The sequence below is a fragment of the Solidesulfovibrio alcoholivorans DSM 5433 genome (assembly GCF_000702665.1).
Classification (GTDB): domain Bacteria; phylum Desulfobacterota; class Desulfovibrionia; order Desulfovibrionales; family Desulfovibrionaceae; genus Solidesulfovibrio; species Solidesulfovibrio alcoholivorans.
In genome coordinates, this window is the sequence record NZ_JNJA01000014.1 from 73,557 (window position 1) to 91,028 (window position 17,472).

At 65.5% G+C, this 17,472-nt stretch carries 14 protein-coding genes; 12 read left to right on the forward strand and 2 right to left on the reverse strand.

Features of this window, described 5'->3' with window-relative positions; all coding sequences use genetic code 11:
* Positions 1–37 precede the first annotated feature (37 nt).
* Together Q368_RS0118535 and Q368_RS0118540 are read right to left on the reverse strand one after the other, a co-directional pair.
* A complete protein-coding gene (locus tag Q368_RS0118535; RefSeq protein ID WP_029460542.1) occupies positions 38–580 on the reverse strand; it encodes a chemotaxis protein CheW in 543 nt (180 codons plus the stop codon).
* A 119-nt stretch (positions 581–699) separates the two neighbouring features.
* Positions 700–2,487, reverse strand: a complete 1,788-nt coding sequence (locus Q368_RS0118540) for a methyl-accepting chemotaxis protein (RefSeq protein ID WP_029460543.1) — start codon at positions 2,485–2,487, stop codon at positions 700–702.
* A gap of 758 nt (positions 2,488–3,245) precedes the next feature.
* Between Q368_RS0118540 and Q368_RS27110 the strand changes: the two genes are divergently transcribed.
* The 12 genes from Q368_RS27110 to Q368_RS0118605 all read left to right on the forward strand — a co-directional run bounded on the left by Q368_RS27110 (position 3,246) and on the right by Q368_RS0118605 (position 17,376).
* The gene (locus Q368_RS27110; protein WP_245611396.1) at positions 3,246–3,437 is read left to right on the forward strand and encodes a helix-turn-helix domain-containing protein; all 192 of its coding nucleotides are present in this window, start codon (positions 3,246–3,248) and stop codon (positions 3,435–3,437) included.
* Between the two features lie 201 nt (positions 3,438–3,638).
* A complete protein-coding gene (locus tag Q368_RS0118550; RefSeq protein WP_029460545.1) occupies positions 3,639–4,781 on the forward strand; it encodes an iron-containing alcohol dehydrogenase in 1,143 nt (380 codons plus the stop codon).
* Complete coding sequence (locus Q368_RS0118555; RefSeq protein WP_029460546.1) at positions 4,781–5,992, forward strand: two-component system sensor histidine kinase NtrB; 1,212 nt, start codon at positions 4,781–4,783, stop codon at positions 5,990–5,992. Before Q368_RS0118550 ends, Q368_RS0118555 begins: the two co-directional genes overlap by 1 nt.
* On the forward strand, positions 5,989–7,317 hold the full coding sequence (locus Q368_RS0118560; RefSeq protein WP_029460547.1) for a sigma-54-dependent transcriptional regulator: 1,329 nt from the start codon (positions 5,989–5,991) through the stop codon (positions 7,315–7,317). The genes Q368_RS0118555 and Q368_RS0118560 overlap by 4 nt, the downstream gene beginning before the upstream one ends.
* Positions 7,318–7,707: 390 nt before the next feature.
* Positions 7,708–8,184: a multiheme c-type cytochrome gene (locus tag Q368_RS0118565; RefSeq protein WP_029460548.1), complete on the forward strand. Its 477-nt coding sequence runs from the start codon at positions 7,708–7,710 to the stop codon at positions 8,182–8,184.
* A gap of 46 nt (positions 8,185–8,230) precedes the next feature.
* The gene (locus Q368_RS0118570; protein ID WP_029460549.1) at positions 8,231–10,015 is read left to right on the forward strand and encodes a methyl-accepting chemotaxis protein; all 1,785 of its coding nucleotides are present in this window, start codon (positions 8,231–8,233) and stop codon (positions 10,013–10,015) included.
* A 707-nt stretch (positions 10,016–10,722) separates the two neighbouring features.
* Positions 10,723–11,238, forward strand: coding sequence for an NADP-reducing hydrogenase subunit HndA (gene hndA, locus Q368_RS0118580; RefSeq protein WP_029460551.1), 516 nt, complete (start codon positions 10,723–10,725; stop codon positions 11,236–11,238).
* 36 nt (positions 11,239–11,274) lie between these two features.
* A complete protein-coding gene (locus Q368_RS0118585; protein ID WP_029460552.1) occupies positions 11,275–11,655 on the forward strand; it encodes a (2Fe-2S) ferredoxin domain-containing protein in 381 nt (126 codons plus the stop codon).
* Positions 11,656–11,679: 24 nt separating this feature from the next.
* Positions 11,680–13,155, forward strand: a complete 1,476-nt coding sequence (locus Q368_RS0118590; RefSeq protein WP_029460553.1) for an NADH-ubiquinone oxidoreductase-F iron-sulfur binding region domain-containing protein — start codon at positions 11,680–11,682, stop codon at positions 13,153–13,155.
* A gap of 19 nt (positions 13,156–13,174) precedes the next feature.
* Positions 13,175–14,932 carry an NADH-dependent [FeFe] hydrogenase, group A6 gene (locus Q368_RS0118595; protein ID WP_029460554.1) on the forward strand — a complete coding sequence of 586 codons (1,758 nt, stop codon included), beginning with the start codon at positions 13,175–13,177 and terminating at the stop codon, positions 14,930–14,932.
* A 408-nt stretch (positions 14,933–15,340) separates the two neighbouring features.
* Positions 15,341–16,783 carry an aspartate ammonia-lyase gene (locus Q368_RS0118600; protein WP_043786418.1) on the forward strand — a complete coding sequence of 481 codons (1,443 nt, stop codon included), beginning with the start codon at positions 15,341–15,343 and terminating at the stop codon, positions 16,781–16,783.
* Positions 16,783–17,376 (forward strand): hypothetical protein, encoded by a 594-nt coding sequence (locus tag Q368_RS0118605; RefSeq protein ID WP_029460556.1) that lies wholly within the window; start codon positions 16,783–16,785, stop codon positions 17,374–17,376. The genes Q368_RS0118600 and Q368_RS0118605 overlap by 1 nt, the downstream gene beginning before the upstream one ends.
* Positions 17,377–17,472: the final 96 nt, after the last annotated feature.

The following is a 17,472-nucleotide window of genomic DNA, read 5'->3' on the forward strand; positions in this document are numbered from 1 at the left end:
AGCGGCGCGCGCAGCAGGCGATACCCCGGCGGGCGGATCAGGCCGCGTCCCGGTCCGGCGCTTCCTCCGCTTCCGTCGCCGCGGCATCCTGCCCGACCAGACCGGCCAGGTTTTCCACCTCTTCGGAAGAGAAGACCCGCTCCGTGTCGAGGAGCACGACGAACCTGCCGTTGTGCCGGCTGATGCCCTCGACGCAGGCGCCGTCCGTGGCCAACCCCATGGAAGGCGGCGGCGCGATGCCGTCGGCGTCGAGTTCCAGAACCTCCTTGACCGCCTCGGTCAACGCGCCCACGAGCTGTATCCGGCCTTCCGCGACGGCCTGCTCCACGATGACGATGCGCGTGTTGATGGTCTGGCGCACCGGGCCGAAGCCGAGCTTGACGCCGAGGTCCACCACGGGCACGGCCTCGCCCCGCACTTCGACCACGCCGCGCATGTGGGCCGGCATCCGCGGCAAGGGCGTGATGTGCCGATAATCGAGGATTTCCCGCACCGCGAAGATATCGATGGCGAAACACCCCGTTTCGCCGAGCGTCAGGGTCAGAAAACGCCTGACCCCGGAATCCGGTTTCTCTTTCATGACGGTCCTCCGCAAGGAGCCGCTCGCACCCGGGCCATGCCGCATCCTTGTCCGCTGCGCCGGAAACCCCACGCAGGGGAGAGGAGGCACGGGTTCGCGGGCGCGAGCCGCCACTCCTGCTAGAATTGTTCGAAATGCGCGTCGTCGGGTTCCGTGTTGTCGGTCGGGGGCAGCGAAATCATGCGCTGCCGCGACGGCGCGGACTTTCGCGTACCAAACTTGGAGGCCGGCTGTGCGCGCATGGCTCCGATGGTTCTGGCTTTGGAGGAAGTATGGGACGCCACCTGGAAGAAGGCGACGGTACTGACGAGCTGGGCAGCCTGGGAGGAGAGTTCCTCGGCCGTGGAGGCCAGTTCTTCGGAGGCCGAGGCGTTTTGCTGTACGACCTGGTCGAGCTGCTGCAAGCTCCGGTTGACCTGGGCCGCGCCGGTGCTTTGCTCGTTGGAGGCGGCGGATATCTCCTGCACGAGATCGGACGTCTTGAGGATATCCGGGACGAGTTTTTCCAGAAGCTGCCCAGCCCGTTCGGCCACGTCGAGGCTGGAGGCGGAGAGGCTGTTGATCTCCGCGGCGGCGGACTGGCTGCGTTCGGCGAGCTTGCGCACCTCGGAGGCGACCACGGCGAAGCCGCGGCCGTGTTCGCCAGCCCGGGCCGCTTCCACGGCGGCGTTTAGGGCCAGCAGGTCTGTCTGGCGGGCGATTTCCTCGATGATGGAAATCTTGGCCGCGATCTGGCGCATGGCCGCCACGGTATCGGCCATGGCCTTGCCGGATTCCGTCGCGTCGCTGCCGGCCTTGTTGGCCAGGGTTTCGGTCTGGCGGGCGTTGTCGGCGTTGCGCATGATGGAACCGCTCATCTGCTCCATGGACGAAGAGCTTTCCTCCACCGAGGCAGCCTGCTCGGAAGCGCCCTGGGACAGGGACTCGGAGGAGGCGGAGAGCTCCTCGGCTCCGGAGGCCATGTTCTCGGCGCCGCTTTTGACCTCTTCCACGATCTCGGTCAGGCGCTCGATCATGGAGCCCAGGGAGCGCATAAGGGCGTCGGCCTCGCAGCGAGGCTCGACCCGGAGGCGCAGTTCGCCCTCGGCCATCTTGCCGGCGATTTCCGTGACCTTGCCTTCGGCCGCGGCCACCTCGCGCATGGCCTTGCAGACCTCGCCCACCTCGTCGGCGCGCTCGAAATCGAGCTTGTGGCCCAGATCCCCCCGGGCCAGGGCCTTGGCGAAGTCCACGCAGGCGACAAGCGGCCTGGAGATGGCCCGGGAGATGCCGACGCCGAGGGCCAAGCCGACGAGCATGCTCACGCCGACGATCGCGAACATTGTCAGGCGGCTGGAATTGTAGATCGCTGTGGATTCGTTATAGTATTCCTTGGCGTTTCCTTCCTTGGTGCGCACCAGCGTCGTCATGATGTCGTCGACGGCGTTCACTCTTTCACGCCCGATCCCCAGCGCGAGATCGACGGATGTCCGCTGGGTCGCCAGCGCCTCGTTCTTGCAAGCCTCGATGATCTGGTCCCACACGGGTTGCAGCGCCGCCCAGGCTTCATCGAGCTTGGCAATCGCATCCTTCCCTTCTTTCGACACGAAGAGATTCCTGGCGATCCCCATCTGTTCCTGGTATTGATGCTTATACTTGGTCAGGCTCTTCATATTCCGGGAACGATCGTCGGCGGATGTCGTCATTATCATGTTGCGGATGGCCCGATCCGCGTACAAGAGATTTATATTCGCTTCTTTTACCGTGGAAATGCCAATAAGTTCTCGTTCGTACATTATGTCGTTCATATCATTGATGACGCCCATATTCCGCAGCCCGAGCATCCCGACGACGCCCGTGAGGAGCGCCATAACGACAAACGACAAAATGAGTTTCTTGCCGACGCGTAAGTTATGAAACCACTGCATAGGTACTTCTCCCAAAGACTCGACGTACGCCCGTGCCCATAGGCTTGGGCATATCATCTGATCAATGCACCCGTTAAGTTTCCAGGAAGTGCGTCTTGTGCCAAACGCGCTCCATGTCGCCGATCAAACAACGCCGTCAGCGATTGTTGTCGTCTCGCCGCGCACCTCCTTTGCGCCTCGAACACGCGCACCAGCATTCCTTCGGAACGAGAATTGCGCGCACAGCCCCGTGCACGCATGAAACCCAGGGCTGTTTTGCAATCAAAACCGCCAACGGGACCTGAAAGGGAACAACGCCGCCTGTTTCACACGGCAGCCGTTGCCTTTCCGCACAACTGGCAGGCGATCCTATATTTTTTTATATCTATATGTATTTACATATAAAATTTGCTCCGATGCTTTCAAAAAGGGAATCCTGGGGAGAAAAAAGCGTGATAATTCACAAAAACCTTGCCAATGCTCTTTTCAAATCTCATAAAAGGTGTTCACAGCCCTGCAAGAAAAAGAAAAAGCCTCTTTCCCGGGCGTCCTACGTCTGTTTCGTACGCGCACGGGACGCCCGAAGCAGAAAGGCTAAGCCCTCATGGTGCGCCCCACCGCCGCGTCATCTCTCGCCGTCTCCGGCGAGAAACGGTTGTCTCCCTGGCATTTTGTTTTCCCGCACCAGAATATCCCATTTTGGGATATTCTGCAACCCGACCTATCTCCAAATTGTGAAGCCATATAATTACGCACGACGCGCCGAAAGGCTGCGCGCCTTGCTGGTCGAGTTGCGCAAGAACGCCGGATTACGCCAGGCCGAACTGGCCGCGCGCCTGGGATGCCCGCAGTCTTTCGTGAGCAAATACGAAAGCGGCCAGCGTCGGCTCGATCTCATCGAACTGGAGGCGATCTGCAAGGCCCTGGGCGTCACGCTGACCGAGTTCGCCGCATGGTTCGCGCAGCAATAGGCCTCCCCCGGCCGCTCCCCCCTGGCCGGCCAAACTTGACCTTTTGCGAAGGCGCGTTATAGTTTTCGATCGTAATCATTGCATTCTGGCCTTGCCGGAAGCCTCGCGCCGCCGCTTCGGGCCGGGGCCGGATGCCGCCCCCGGCAACTGGGCGCACGCCCGTGCCGGAAGGCCTCTGCACGCCCAGCCGCAAGGAGCGCCATGCGGATCAGCAAATTCGCCATCCCCGAAATCATCTTCGGACGCGGCAGCATCGTGCACCTGGCCTCCTGCGCCAAGCGCCTGGGCGGCCGGCGGGTGCTGCTCGTCAGCGACCAGGGCCTGGTCGCGGCCGGCTGGGTCGACCGCATCATGGAAATCCTGCGCGACAACGGCCTGGAGTGGATCTACTACGATTCCGTCAATTCCAATCCCCGCGACTACCAGATCCACGAAGGCGCGGAAATCTACGTGCGCGAGCGCTGCGACGTGCTCATCGCCGTGGGCGGCGGCAGCCCCATGGACGCGGCCAAGGGCATCGCCACCATCGTCGGCAACGGCGGCCGCATCAGCGACTACGAAGGGGCCAACCGCATCATGCGCCCCCTGCCGCCCATGATCTTCCTGCCGACCACCGCGGGCTCGGGTTCGGACATCTCCCAGTTCTGCATCATCACCGACGTGCAACGCCAGCTCAAGATGTCCATCATCAGCCGGTCGCTCGTGCCCAACATTTCCATCATCGACCCGCTGATCCTGCTCACCAAAAGCGAAAAGCTCATCATCACCTCGGCCATCGACGCCTTCGCCCACGCCGTGGAATCCTACGTCTCGCTGCTGTCCTCGCCCTTCACCGAGCACCAGGCCGTCAAGGCCATGCGCCTGATCACGCAAAACCTCCGGCCGGCCCTGGAGAACCGCTCCATCGAGGCCCTGGAGAACCTGAGCATCGCCGCCACGGCCGCGGGCATGTCCTTTTCCAACGCGGGCCTCGGCGTGGGCCACTCCCTGGCCCATTCGCTCGGAGGCATGTTCGACGTGCTCCACGGCCTCGTCCACCCGATCCTCCTGCCCCACGTCATGCGCTTCAACCTGCCGGCGAGCGTGGACAAGATCGCCACCATCGGACGCATCGTCTGCGGGCCGCGCATGTGCTCGTCCCAATACATCGCCCAGGCAGGCATCAGCTGGCTGGAGCGCTTTTTCGCGGACTTCGGCGTGTCGGTGCGGCTGCGTGACATCCTGCCCGACCGCGACTGTCTGGAAACCATCGCCAAGGCCGCTGTCAACGACGCCTGCACCCTCACCAACCCCAGGCCCTCCACCTGGGAATCGCTCTTGGGCGTGTGCCAGGAGGCCTGGTGATGCCCTGGAGGGCGCCGTCCCTCGAGGATCTCATCGGCATCGAACACACCAAGCTCGGTTTCTTCCAGGAACTGCGCCAAACCATCGAGGCCCTCAAAGACGCGAACACGCAGTCCGCGCAGCGCCGCCGGGAGATCGCCGCCATCCTCGACGGCATCACCGACATCATGATGGTGCTTTCGCCGGAACTGCGCATCCTCTCGGTCAACCACGTGTTCCGCCAGATCTTCCCCGACCCCGCGCCCGAGGGGAAATTCTGCTACCAGATCTTCCGCGGCCAGGACCATCCCTGCGCCGACTGCCCGGCCAGCCGCTCCCTGGCCACCGGCGACATCTGCCGCGAAACGGCCATCTTCAAGATCGGCGGCAAGAACGTGCAGTACGAAATGGTGGCCTCGCCCATCCATCACCCCGACGATCCCGAGCAGCACATTCTGGTGTTCAAGCGCGACGTGACCCGCGAGAAGGAATACCAGGCCAAGTTCTACCAGGCCGAAAAGATGGCCACCATCGGCATGCTGGCCACGGGCGTGGCCCACGAGGTCAACAACCCGCTCACGGCCATCTTCGGCTTCGCCGAGGGCCTGCGCCGCCGCCTGCCGACGCTGCGGGAGAAAGTCGATTCCCGGGTCATGGACGACGTGGAGGACTACGTGACCACGATCCTCCAGGAATGCCGGCGCTGCCAGGACATCGTCACCACGCTTCTCACCTTCAGCCGCCACAGGACCGTGAGCTTCTCGCCGGTGAGCCTAAACGCCGTGGTGGAGGACACCCTCAAGCTCCTGCGCAGCCACCTCAAGCAGCGCAACCAGGCCAAGATCACGGTGCGCACGGAACTGTGCGAAAACCTGCCCCCCATTTCCGGCGACGAGCACCAGATCAAGCAGGTCATGCTCAACCTCCTGATCAACGCCATGGACGCCATCGCCGGGCCGGGCCGCATCGTCATCACCACCTTCCAGTCCTCGAGCGGAGCGACCTGCCTGTCCGTGGCCGACTCCGGCTGCGGCATCAAGCCCGAGCACCTGGACAAGCTCTTCGAGCCGTTTTTCACCACCAAGCGGGCCGGCAAGGGCATCGGCATCGGGCTTTCCACCTGCATGTCCATCGTGGCCAAGCACCATGGGGAGATCACGGTCAAAAGCGAGCCCGGGCAGGGCGCGACCTTCACCGTCAAGTTTCCCTTAAACCCGGAAAAACTCCCATGACGAGCCCTTACAGCGTCCTAGTCGTCGATGACGAACCGTCCATCGGCAAGCTGCTCAAGAAAGAACTCTCCTCTCCGGCCCGGGCCTTGGCCACGGCGGAAACCGCCCACCAGGCCCGGGAAATGCTGCGTCGCAACGCCTACGAAGTGGTCATCCTGGACCTGCGCCTGCCCGACGCCGACGGCCTGGACCTGCTCGTGGAAATCCGCCAGCACTCCCCGGACGTGGAGGTCATCATCATCACCGGCCACGGCAACATCGACTCCGCGGTGGAGGCGATGAAGCTCGGGGCCTACGACTACATCACCAAGCCCTTCAACCTGGAGGAGCTGGAGCTCATCGTGGAGCGCGCCTATCAGCGCGCCTGCCTGCGCTTCGAGAACCGCCAGCTCCGCCATGCCCAGAACCAGGCCCAGCCGCAGCAGATCGTGGGCAATTCCGCCGCCATCAAGCAGATCCGCTTCCTGATCGAAAAGGTCGCGCCGACCGATGTGCCCGTGCTCATCACCGGCGAATCCGGGGCGGGCAAGGAAGTGGCGGCCACGGCCATCCAGGCCCGGTCCAACCGCGCGGACAAGCCGTATGTCATCAAGAACTGCGCCACGCTGCAAAAGGAGCTGGCCCGTTCGGAACTGTTCGGCTACGTCAAGGGGTCGTTCACCGGGGCCACGGAAAACCGCGAAGGACTCATGACCTTCGCCAACAAGGGGACGCTTTTCCTCGACGAGATCGGCGAGCTGCCCATGGAGGTGCAGGCCTCGCTGTTGCGCACCCTGGAGAACAAGACCTACCGCCGCGTGGGCGACAAGGACGAGCGCACCACGGACATCCGGCTCATCTTCGCCACCAACCGCAACCTGGCCAAGGAAGCGGAGGCCGGTCGCTTCCACGAGGCGCTCTACCACCGCATCAACGTCTTCAACATCGAGCTGCCGCCGCTGCGCGAGCGCAAGGAGGACATCCCGCTCCTGGTGGAATACTTCCTGGGCCGCGTCCAGGCCTGCGGCACCTACCGGGTGTCCGACCGGGCCATGGGGTGCCTCATCAACTACCAGTGGCCGGGCAACATCCGCGAGTTGCGCAACGTCATCGAGCGCGGCGTCATCCTGGCCGAGGCCGGGGTCATCACCGAAAACGCCCTGCCACGCGAACTGTCCGTACAGGGCGAGGGCGAAAACGACTTCCTTTCGCTCGAGGCCGTGGAGCGCGAGCACATCGCCAAGGTCCTCGCCTGCTTCGGCAACAACCGCACGCTTGCCGCCACGGCGCTCGGCATCTCGCGCAAGACGCTCTACCGCAAGATCCGCGAATACGACATCATGTAGCGCCCTCCCGGGCGCGCCGTCTGGCTGCTTCCGACACACCGCCGGCACGGGTTTGAGACAAAAGGCTCCAGGCCCGGCCCGCCCGGGCGGACGCCGTGGCCGCAACCGGCCTTTTTCCGCTGGTGACCCGGGCCGGGGCCTTTCGGAAAGGCCTTGCATGCCGCATCGTTAGCAGCCCCCCTGTTCCCCGCGACCGCCCGCCGCCAGCTTTTGCGCCGCTGCGGTGCGTTTGCCGCTTTCCCGGTATGCATCTTGCTCTTGATTGTCACGCAAACGACCTTACCGCGTGTCCCATCCCGCCCGGCGGGACGCGCGACGAGGCTGCCACGGCGAGGCGCGGGCCGTCGTTCCCGTCCGCGACGGCCCCGCTTCGTTCTTCCGAAGGGGGGTATGCCCATGGAAAGCCGCTCCTGGTTGCTTCCGGCCTTGTGTAGCCTTGCCTTCCTCTGCTCCAGCCCGCCCGGCGCGGCACGGGCCGAGGAAGCCCGCTACGTGGGCTCCGCCGCCTGCGCCGGCTGCCATCCGACGCAGCACGCGGCCTTCATCAAGCACTCCAAGAAAGCCCACGCCTCGGAAAACGTCCGGCTCATGGCGAAAAAGCTCACGCCGGAGGAGCTTGCCGACTGCTTCGCCTGCCACGTGACGGGCTACGGCAAGCCCGGCGGCTTCACGAGCTTCGCGGCCACGCCCGGCCTGGCCGACGCCGGCTGCGAAGTCTGCCACGGCCCGGGCTCGATCCATGCGGAAACGGGCGACCCGGCCGCCATCAAGGGCAAGCTTACCGTGGCCGACTGTCAGGGCTGCCATAACGAATCCCGGGTCCGCGCCTTCGGCTACAAGCCGCTGCTGCAGGCCGGCGCGCATTAACCATCCGCACTCCGCGCGCTTCCTTGCCGTGTGTTGGAGGTTCCCCATGCTCAGACGCTTCGGTTCCCTCTCCCTCGGTTCCAAGGCCCTGCTCCTCGTCTGCCTCGTGGCCGTCGTGGTGCTGACGGCGCTTTTCACGGCCAACGCCCTGTGGCAACGCCAGGTCGCCCTGGCGCAAATCGAAACCGCCTCCCGGCGCACGGCGGACCTCATCCAGCTCGTGGTCAGCGAGCCCATGCTCCTTGGCGACAGCCAGGGCACCACGGCGCAATTCGCGCGCATCGCCGGAGCCGGGGACAAATCCCGGGCTTTTCTCACGGACTTCCGGGGCGACGCCACCTATGCCACGGAAAAGACCGCCTTGCGCCGGCCCCTGGCGGAGAGCCTGCCCGCGCCGGCCGTCGCCGCGCTGCTTGACGCCGCCCTGACCCGTGGCAGCGACGGCGCGCAGCTCGCCACCGTGGCCGGCCGGCCCGCCTTCGTCACCGTGCGCGCGGTGCAAAACGCGCCCGACTGCCACCACTGTCACGGCGCAAACCGCGCCGTGCTCGGCGCCCTGGTCACGGTGGAGGAGGTATCGCCGGAGATGGCGGCCCTGGCCGCGTCCCAGACCAAGGCCGGGCTGCTTTCCCTGGGCGGCCTTTGCGCCCTGGTCGCGGCGCTGTGGCTGTTCATGAAGCGCACCATCATCGATCGGCTGGCGTTTCTCTCCTCGCACAGCCAGCGCATCGCCACGGGCGACATGGATGCCTGCCTGGAGATCCACGAGCGCGTGGACAGCCGCATCCTGGGCGGGCGCACCGACGAGATCACCACCCTGGCCGATGCGCTGTGCACCCTCGTGGACAACCTCAAGCAGAAGATCATCGAGGCCGACCAGAAGACGCGCGAAGCCGCGGACGAGGCCGCCCGGGCCGGAACCTGCCTGGCCGAGGCCGAAACGGCGCGCGAAGCGGCCGTGGCCGCCCGGCGCGAAGGCGCGACCGCCGCCGCCCGCACCCTGGAAGGCGTGATCGCGCGCCTCGGCGAAGCCTGCGACGCGCTCTCGGCCAAGGTGGGCGAGGCCAGGGAAGGCGCGCAGGCGCAACGGGCCTCGGCCGCCGAGACCTCGCTCGCCATCGGCGAGATGAACACCGTGGTGCTGGAAGTGGCGAAAAACGCCGGCGAAGCCGCGTCCACGGCCGCCGAGGCCCGGGCCAAGGCCGAGACGGGCTCGAAAACCGTGCTCGACCTCGTCGCCATGATCGGCGCGATCCGCGAGCGCGCGGCGTCCCTGCGCGAGGACATCACGGTGCTCGGCCGCGAGGCGCAGGGCATCGGCGCGGTCATCGGCGTGATTTCCGACATCGCGGACCAGACGAACCTGCTGGCGCTCAATGCCGCCATTGAGGCCGCGCGTGCCGGCGAGGCCGGACGCGGCTTCGCCGTGGTCGCCGACGAGGTCAGAAAACTCGCGGAAAAAACCATGTCCGCGACCAAGGAGGTCGAGCAGGCCGTCACCGCCATCCAGCACGGCACCGGCGAACACGTCAAAAGCGTGGAGGCGGCGGTCGTGGCCGTGGAAAAGGCCGACGCCCTGGCCCGCAACTCCGGCGAGGCCCTGACAGGCATCGTCGCCCTGGTCGGAGCCTCGGCCGACCAGGTGCAGGCCATCGCCGCGGCGTCCGAACAGCAATCGGCCGTCAGCGAAGAGATCAGCCGCACCGTGGAATCGATCAGCCGCATCTCCAAGGACACGGCCGCGGCCATGGAGGATTCGGACGCCGCCCTGGAAGGCCTGTCCCGGGAGGCCGACGGCCTCAAGGGCCTGATCGGCGAGATGCTGACCTGATGATGCCGGCCTGATCCCGTGCCGGGGCCTGTTCTCTGGCCCCGGCACGCCTCCCCCGCGTCTTTCCGTGACCGCATGGCGGTCGCCATGCGCCGCCGCGCGCCGGCAACAACCATGCCCCTTCCCCCGCCTGTTTCCATCGCCAATGGCGCACGCACGCCCCGGTCCCATGGCGGGAAGGGGGATGCACATCGAAACAAGACGTGCTACCGTTGTCCTGAAAGCCTCTTTTGTGTCCGGCAAACCGCAGAGACCCTTGGGTCTCTGGGAGGGTGGCATTTTGACCCATTTTTTCCCGACGGCTAGCGCACTTTGTCTTGCCGTCGCCAACCTGCCGGAATCAATACCTTATCCAAAGAACTGCCCGCGCCAGCGTATCCGGACACGGGAACTGTCATGGCCCAAGGCCCCATTCGGGACCTTGGCGGCGCGGCCCTATTTCTTCAACTCGATGATATATTACGCTTTTATTTGCTGGTCCGGTTCTTGCTTTTTCGGGACCAGACCGTGGAACACGCGACGTTTTTCCGGCCATCAGAGTGGGAGAATTGTCGCGAACAGCAAACCGCCCTAGATTGTGATATTTTTCACAAAGTAGGGCCAGAACAGGAAAACCGCGAGAGCCTGCTGCCGCCGTCCCATCCCGGCGGACGCCACGGCCTCGCATCCCAGTAACTTCAACATGCCGCCAAAAGAGGTGCTTGGGTATGCAAAACTCAACTTGTCAAGCGGTCGGCGAGTGCAGAGTGCCGGAGCATGCAGTGCTGCCGCAGCCACTCTACCGGGAAGTCGTCCAGTTCATCGAAGCCCTGCCCCAGAAAGAAGGCCATCTCGTCACCGTGCTTCATAAAGCTCAGAGCGTATTCGGCTATCTGCCCATCGAAGTGCAGCAGTTCGTCGCCGACTACATGGAAGTGCCTCTGGCGCAAGTCTACGGCGTTGTCAGCTTCTACACGTTTTTCACCATGGTGCCCAAGGGCAAGTTCCCCATCTCCGTCTGCATGGGCACGGCTTGCTTCGTCAAGGGCGCGGACAAAGTGGTCCATGCCTTCAAGGAACAGCTCAAGATCGACATCGGCGACGTCACCCCCGACGGCAAGTTCTCCATCGACACCCTGCGTTGCGTCGGCGGTTGCGCGCTGGCTCCCATCGTCATGGTCGGGGAGAAGGTCTACGGCAACGTCACGCCCGGGCAGGTCAAGAAAATCCTGGCCGACTACTAGCGCAAACCGAGCGATTGAAGACAAGGAGCGCTTTTCATGAGCACCATCAGAACCCTCGAAGAACTCAAAGCCAAGCGTCAGGAGATCCTCGACCGCAAGGCCGCCAAAAACGGCAAGACCATCATCAACGTGTCGCTGGCCACCTGCTCCATCGCCGCCGGCGGCAAAGCCGCCCTGGAAGCGATGCAGGACGAAGTGGCCCAGAACGGCCTGACCGGCGTGGAATTCATGCAGTCCGGCTGCATGACCTACTGCTACGCCGAGCCCACCGTGGAAATCACGCTGCCCGGCAAGGCCCCCGTGGTGTTCGGCGGCGTTGACGAGGCCAAGGCCCGGGAACTCGTCACCGAGTACGTCATGAAGGGCGAACCGGTCGAGGGAATCATCCCCGTCAACTACGAGCGGGTAGTTCTGTAATCCAATCTACCGGGAGACGACGACATGCCAGCGACGACCACGGAAAAAAAGCAGCTTCGGATCGCCACCCGCAACTGCGGCTTCATCGATCCTGAAAGCATTGACGATTATATCGCCCTGCGGGGCTACGAGGCTCTGGCCAAGGTCCTGACCATGACCCCGGCCGAGGTGGTGGAACTGATCAAGGCCTCGGGCCTGCGCGGCCGCGGCGGCGGCGGTTTCCCCACCGGCGTCAAGTGGGGCATCGCCCTGGCCAACACGGCCGACCAGAAGTACATCGTGTGCAACGCCGACGAAGGCGACCCGGGCGCGTTCATGGACCGCGCCGTGCTGGAAGGCGACCCGCACTCCGTCGTCGAGGCCATGGCCATCGGCGGCTACGCCATCGGCGCGACCCAGGGCACGGTGTACATCCGCGCCGAGTATCCGCTCGCCATCAAGCGCCTGAAAAAGGCCATCGACGATGCCCGCGCCTACGGCCTGCTCGGCAAGAACGTCTTCGGCTCGGGGTTCGACTTCGACATCGAGCTCAAGTACGGCGCCGGCGCGTTCGTGTGCGGCGAGGAAACGGCGCTCATCCGCTCCATGGAAGGCAAGCGCGGCGAGCCCGTGACCAAGCCCCCGTTCCCGGCCCAGTCCGGCTATTGGGAAAAGCCCACCATCGTCAACAACGTCGAGACCTTCGCCAACGTCCCGGCCATCGTGCTCAAGGGCGCGGACTGGTTCTCCTCCATCGGCACCGCCACCACCAAGGGCACCAAGGTCTTCGCCCTGGCCGGCAAGATCGTCAACGTGGGCCTCATTGAAGTGCCCATGGGCATCACGCTGCGCGAAGTCATCTTCGAGATCGGCGGCGGCTGCCCCGACGGCAAGAAGTTCAAGGCCGTGCAGACAGGCGGCCCCTCCGGCGGCGCGCTGTCCTACAAGGACCTCGACGTGGCCATCGACTACGAGTCGCTGATCGCCCGCAAGTCGATGATGGGCTCCGGCGGCATGGTCGTCATGGACGAGGACGACTGCATGGTTTCCGTGGCCAAGTTCTTCCTGGACTTCACCATGGACGAGACCTGCGGCAAGTGCACCCCCTGCCGCATCGGCTCCAAGCGCCTCTACGAGATGCTGGACAAGATCACCAAGGGCAAGGGCACCCATGCCGACCTCGACCGCCTCAAGTCCCTGTGCGTGATCATCAAGGACACGGCGCTGTGCGGTCTCGGCCAGACCATGCCCAACCCGATCCTGTCCACCATGGACACCTTCGCCGACGAATACGAAGCCCACATCAAAGACAAGAAGTGTCCGGCCCACGTCTGCACGGCCCTGCTGACCTACACCATCGATCCCGCCAAGTGCACCGGCTGCACCCTGTGCACCAAGGTCTGCCCGGTGGAGTGCATCTCCGGCACGAAGAAGCAGCCGCACACCATTGACGCCACACGGTGCATCAAGTGCGGTGCCTGCTACGACAAGTGCAAGTTCGACTCCATCATCAAGCAATAAGGATCCAAGGAGGTCCGCAATGTCCATGCTGACAATAACCATAGACGGCAAAACGACGTCCGTGCCGGCGGGCAGCACCATCCTGGATGCCGCCAGGCAGCTCGACATCGACATCCCGACCTTGTGCTACCTCAACCTCGAGGATCTTCGGGTCAACAACAAGGCCGCTTCCTGCCGCATCTGCGTGGTCGAGGTCGAGGGCCGGCGCAACCTCGCCCCGGCCTGCGCCACGCCGGTCACCGACAACATGGTCGTCAAGACCAACACCCTGCGCGTGCTCAACGCCCGCCGTACCGTGCTCGAGCTCATGCTCTCCGACCACCCCAAGGACTGCCTCGTGTGCGCCAAGTCCGGCGAGTGCGAGCTGCAAACCCTGGCCGAGCGCTTCGGCATCCGCGAGTCGCCCTATGACGGCGGCGAGATGTCCCATTACCGCAAGGACATCTCCGCCTCCATCATCCGCGACATGGACAAGTGCATCATGTGCCGCCGCTGCGAGACGATGTGCAACGTCGTCCAGACCTGCGGCGTGCTCTCGGGCGTCAACCGCGGCTTCACCGCCGTGGTCGCCCCGGCCTTCGAGATGAACCTGGCCGACACCGTGTGCACCAACTGCGGCCAGTGCGTGGCCGTGTGCCCCACCGGCGCGCTGGTCGAACACGACCACAGCTGGGAAGTCGTCGAAGCCCTGGCCAACCCGGACAAGGTCGTCATCGTCCAGACCGCCCCGGCCGTGCGCGCCGCCCTCGGCGAGGACCTCGGCATCGCCCCCGGCACCTCGGTCACCGGCAAGATGGCCGCCGCCCTGCGCCGCCTGGGCTTCGCCCACGTCTTCGACACCGACTTCGCCGCCGACCTGACCATCATGGAGGAAGGCTCGGAATTCCTCGACCGCCTCGGCAAGCACCTCGCCGGCGACCAGACGGTCAAGCTGCCCATCCTCACCTCCTGCTGCCCGGGCTGGGTCAAGTTCTTCGAACACCAGTTCCCGGATATGCTCGACGTGCCCTCGACGGCCAAGTCGCCGCAGCAGATGTTCGGCGCCATCGCCAAGACCTACTACGCCGACCTGCTCGGCATCTCCCGCGAAAAGCTCGTGGTGGTCTCGGTCATGCCCTGCCTGGCCAAGAAGTACGAGCGCGCCCGTCCGGAGTTCGCCGTGGACGGCAACCCGGACGTTGACATCGTCATCACCACCCGCGAGCTGGCGCGCCTGATCAAGCGCATGAACATCGACTTCGCGGGCCTGCCCGACGAGGACTTCGACGCCCCGCTCGGCGCGTCCACCGGCGCGGCCCCGATCTTCGGCGTCACCGGCGGCGTCATCGAGGCGGCGCTGCGCACCGCGTACGAACTGGCCACGGGAGAAACGCTGACCAAGGTCGAGTTCGAGAACGTGCGCGGCATGGAAGGCGTCAAGAAGGCCACGGTCAAGGTCGGTCCCCACGAGCTCGTCATCGGCGTGGCGCACGGCCTTGGCAACGCGCGCAAGCTCCTCGAGCGCGTGCGCGCCGGCGAGACCTTCCACGCCATCGAGGTCATGGCCTGTCCCGGCGGCTGCATCGGCGGCGGCGGACAGCCCTACCACCACGGCGACGTCGAACTGCTCAAGCTACGCACCCAGGTCCTCTACGACGAGGACGCGGGCAAGCCGCTGCGCAAGTCGCACCAGAACCCGTACATCATCGAACTCTACGAGAAGTTCCTGGGCAAGCCGCTGTCCGAGAAATCGCACCACCTGCTGCATACCCACTACTTCAAGCGTCAACGTCTCTAATCGCGAAAGCGACACGGGAAGTCCGGGAGAGGCGCCGCCTCGCCTCTCCCGGACAACTCCCCCCCGAGCGGGGGGAAAATGTTCTGTGACTCCTCCTCCTTCCCCCTTTCGCCAGTGGCGATGGCCTGTGGGGGCGGCGTTTCCAGGGGCGACAGCAAGCCTGCCGCCCCCCGGAAACGCCGCCCCCACGGAGAGGGGGTCCGGGGGGCATCATGCCCCCCGGCGGGTCCAGGGCAGCGCCCTGGCCGCCGGAGGCGCAGACAGCGCCTTGGCGCCAAAAGCGAGCCCCGCCTCGCCACATGATCTTTCTCAGGATTCGTGTTACCAAAGCCGCCGCAGCGTCCGCGGCGCGGCCGGATGGTCCGGTCCTTCGCGGATGCACTGGGTCGCCACTTGGGGAGCTGGCTCATGCGACAGGAAAGCGATGCCCTGGGAGCGCGAGAGCTCCCCGAGGGCGCCCTTTACGGCATACACACGTTGCGGGCGGTGGAGAATTTTCCCGTTTCGGGAGGACGCCTCTTCCCCGAATTCATCAAGGCTTACGCCCTGGTCAAGGCGGCCTGCGCCGAGACCAACCTGGAGATCGGCGGCCTCGACGCGGCCAAGGCCGGGGCCATCGTCGCCGCCTGCCGCGAGATCGCGGACGGCGGCCATGCCGACCAGTTCCTGGTGGACCCCTACCAGGGCGGGGCCGGCACCTCGACCAACATGAACGTCAACGAAGTCGCGGCCAACCGCGCCCTGCAGCTGCTTGGCCGCGCGCCCGGCGACTACGCGTTCCTTTCGCCGCTCGAGCACGTCAACCTGCACCAGTCCACCAACGACACCTACCCCACGGCGCTCAAGGTCGCGTCCCTGCTGCTGCTCAAGGACCTGGAAGCGGCCACGGCCCGGCTCCAGGAAGCCTTCCAGGAAAAGGAATCGGCCTTTGCGCACGTGGTCAAGGTGGGGCGCACCGAGTGCATGGACGCCGTGCCGCTCACGCTCGGCATGGAGTTCGGGGCCTTTGCCGAGGCCATTTCCCGGGACCGCTGGCGCATCTTCAAGTGCCGCGAGCGCATCAAGCAGGTGAGCCTCGGCGGCACGGCCATCGGCACGGGCCTTGGCGCGCCACGCGAATTCATCTTCCGGGCCGTGGAGCATCTGCGCGTGCTCACGGGGTTGCCGCTGTCGCGCGCGGAAAACCTCGTGGACGCCACGGCCAACGCCGACCCCTTCGTCGAGGTCTCGGGCATCCTTTCGGCCTTCGCCGCCAACCTGCTCAAGATCTCCTCGGACCTGCGCCTGCTCGCCAGCGGCCCGGCCACGGGCCTTGGCGAAATACGCCTGCCCGCCCTCCAGGCCGGGTCGTCGATCATGCCGGGCAAGGTCAACCCGGTCGTGCCGGAATGCGTGGGCCAGACGGCGCTTCGCGTCATGGCCAACCACCAGACCGTGACCCTGGTCGCGGGACTGGGGCAATTGCAGATCAACCAGTTCCTGCCGCTTCTCGCCCACAGTCTGCTCGAATCCCTGCGCCTGCTGTCGCGCGTCACGCGGATTTTCGCCGACAAATGCGTCGCCGGCATCACGGCCGACGAACCGCATTGCCGGGAACTCGTGGAGAATAGCCACGCCCTGGCCACGGTGCTCGTGCCCGCGCTCGGCTACGAACGCGTCTCGCACCTGCTGGCCGAAGCCGACGCCAAGGGCCTGCCCCTGGCCGAACACCTCGAAGCCTCGGGCGTGCTCACCCGCGACGCGGCCGCGGCCCTGCTCTCCCCGCGCCGCATGCGCAAACTGGGGTACGAGGCGGGGGATTACGAGGAGTGCCTCCGGCGGCCCCCCTGGACGGGGGAAGAGGAGAAGTGATGGAGGGGCAGGGGGATATCCGGGTTTTCGCGGGACTGGACGAAGCGGGGTTGCCGCAGCTGGTGGCTGGCGCGGACAGGCTCTTTTTCCACGCCGGCATGTACTCGAATTTCGCCCGGGACCGGGCCATGGCCGACGCCCTGGAAGCGGCGCTTTCGCGGCCGGAATTTTCGCGCCTGGACATCGTGAGCTTCGACCCGGCGGCCGGCGCGGCCTATTGGGGCGAATTCAGCGGCATCCTGCGCCGCGACATGCCAGAGGTGACGCTGCGCCGGGAATTCGCGGCCTCGGCCGCCTTTTGCGACGCCCTGGCCGCGCGCCACCCGAGCCGCGTGCGCCTTTACCGCACGCCCTCCCTGCCCCTCGCGCCGATCCTGCTCGTCGGGGACACCATCCTCGCCGGCCACTACCTGCACGGCCGCGTGCCCGCGCCGCAGGGACTGTGGCTTTGCATCAGCACCGACGTGGAGGACCTGCTCTCCCGGGCCGAGGACGACGCCTCCCCGGACGTCCTCGACCCCGCGGCCAAAGGGGCCTACAGGCTCGTGTGCGAATGCGTGGCGGCCCGCAACGCCGCGCGCCGGCTGGCGTAAAAGCGGTGGGAGGAGGCGGGGGAGGGAACGCCTCCGGCGGCCAGAGGGCTCGTGCCCTCTGGACTCCCTTACGGATTGGGGCATGTCGCAATTCTG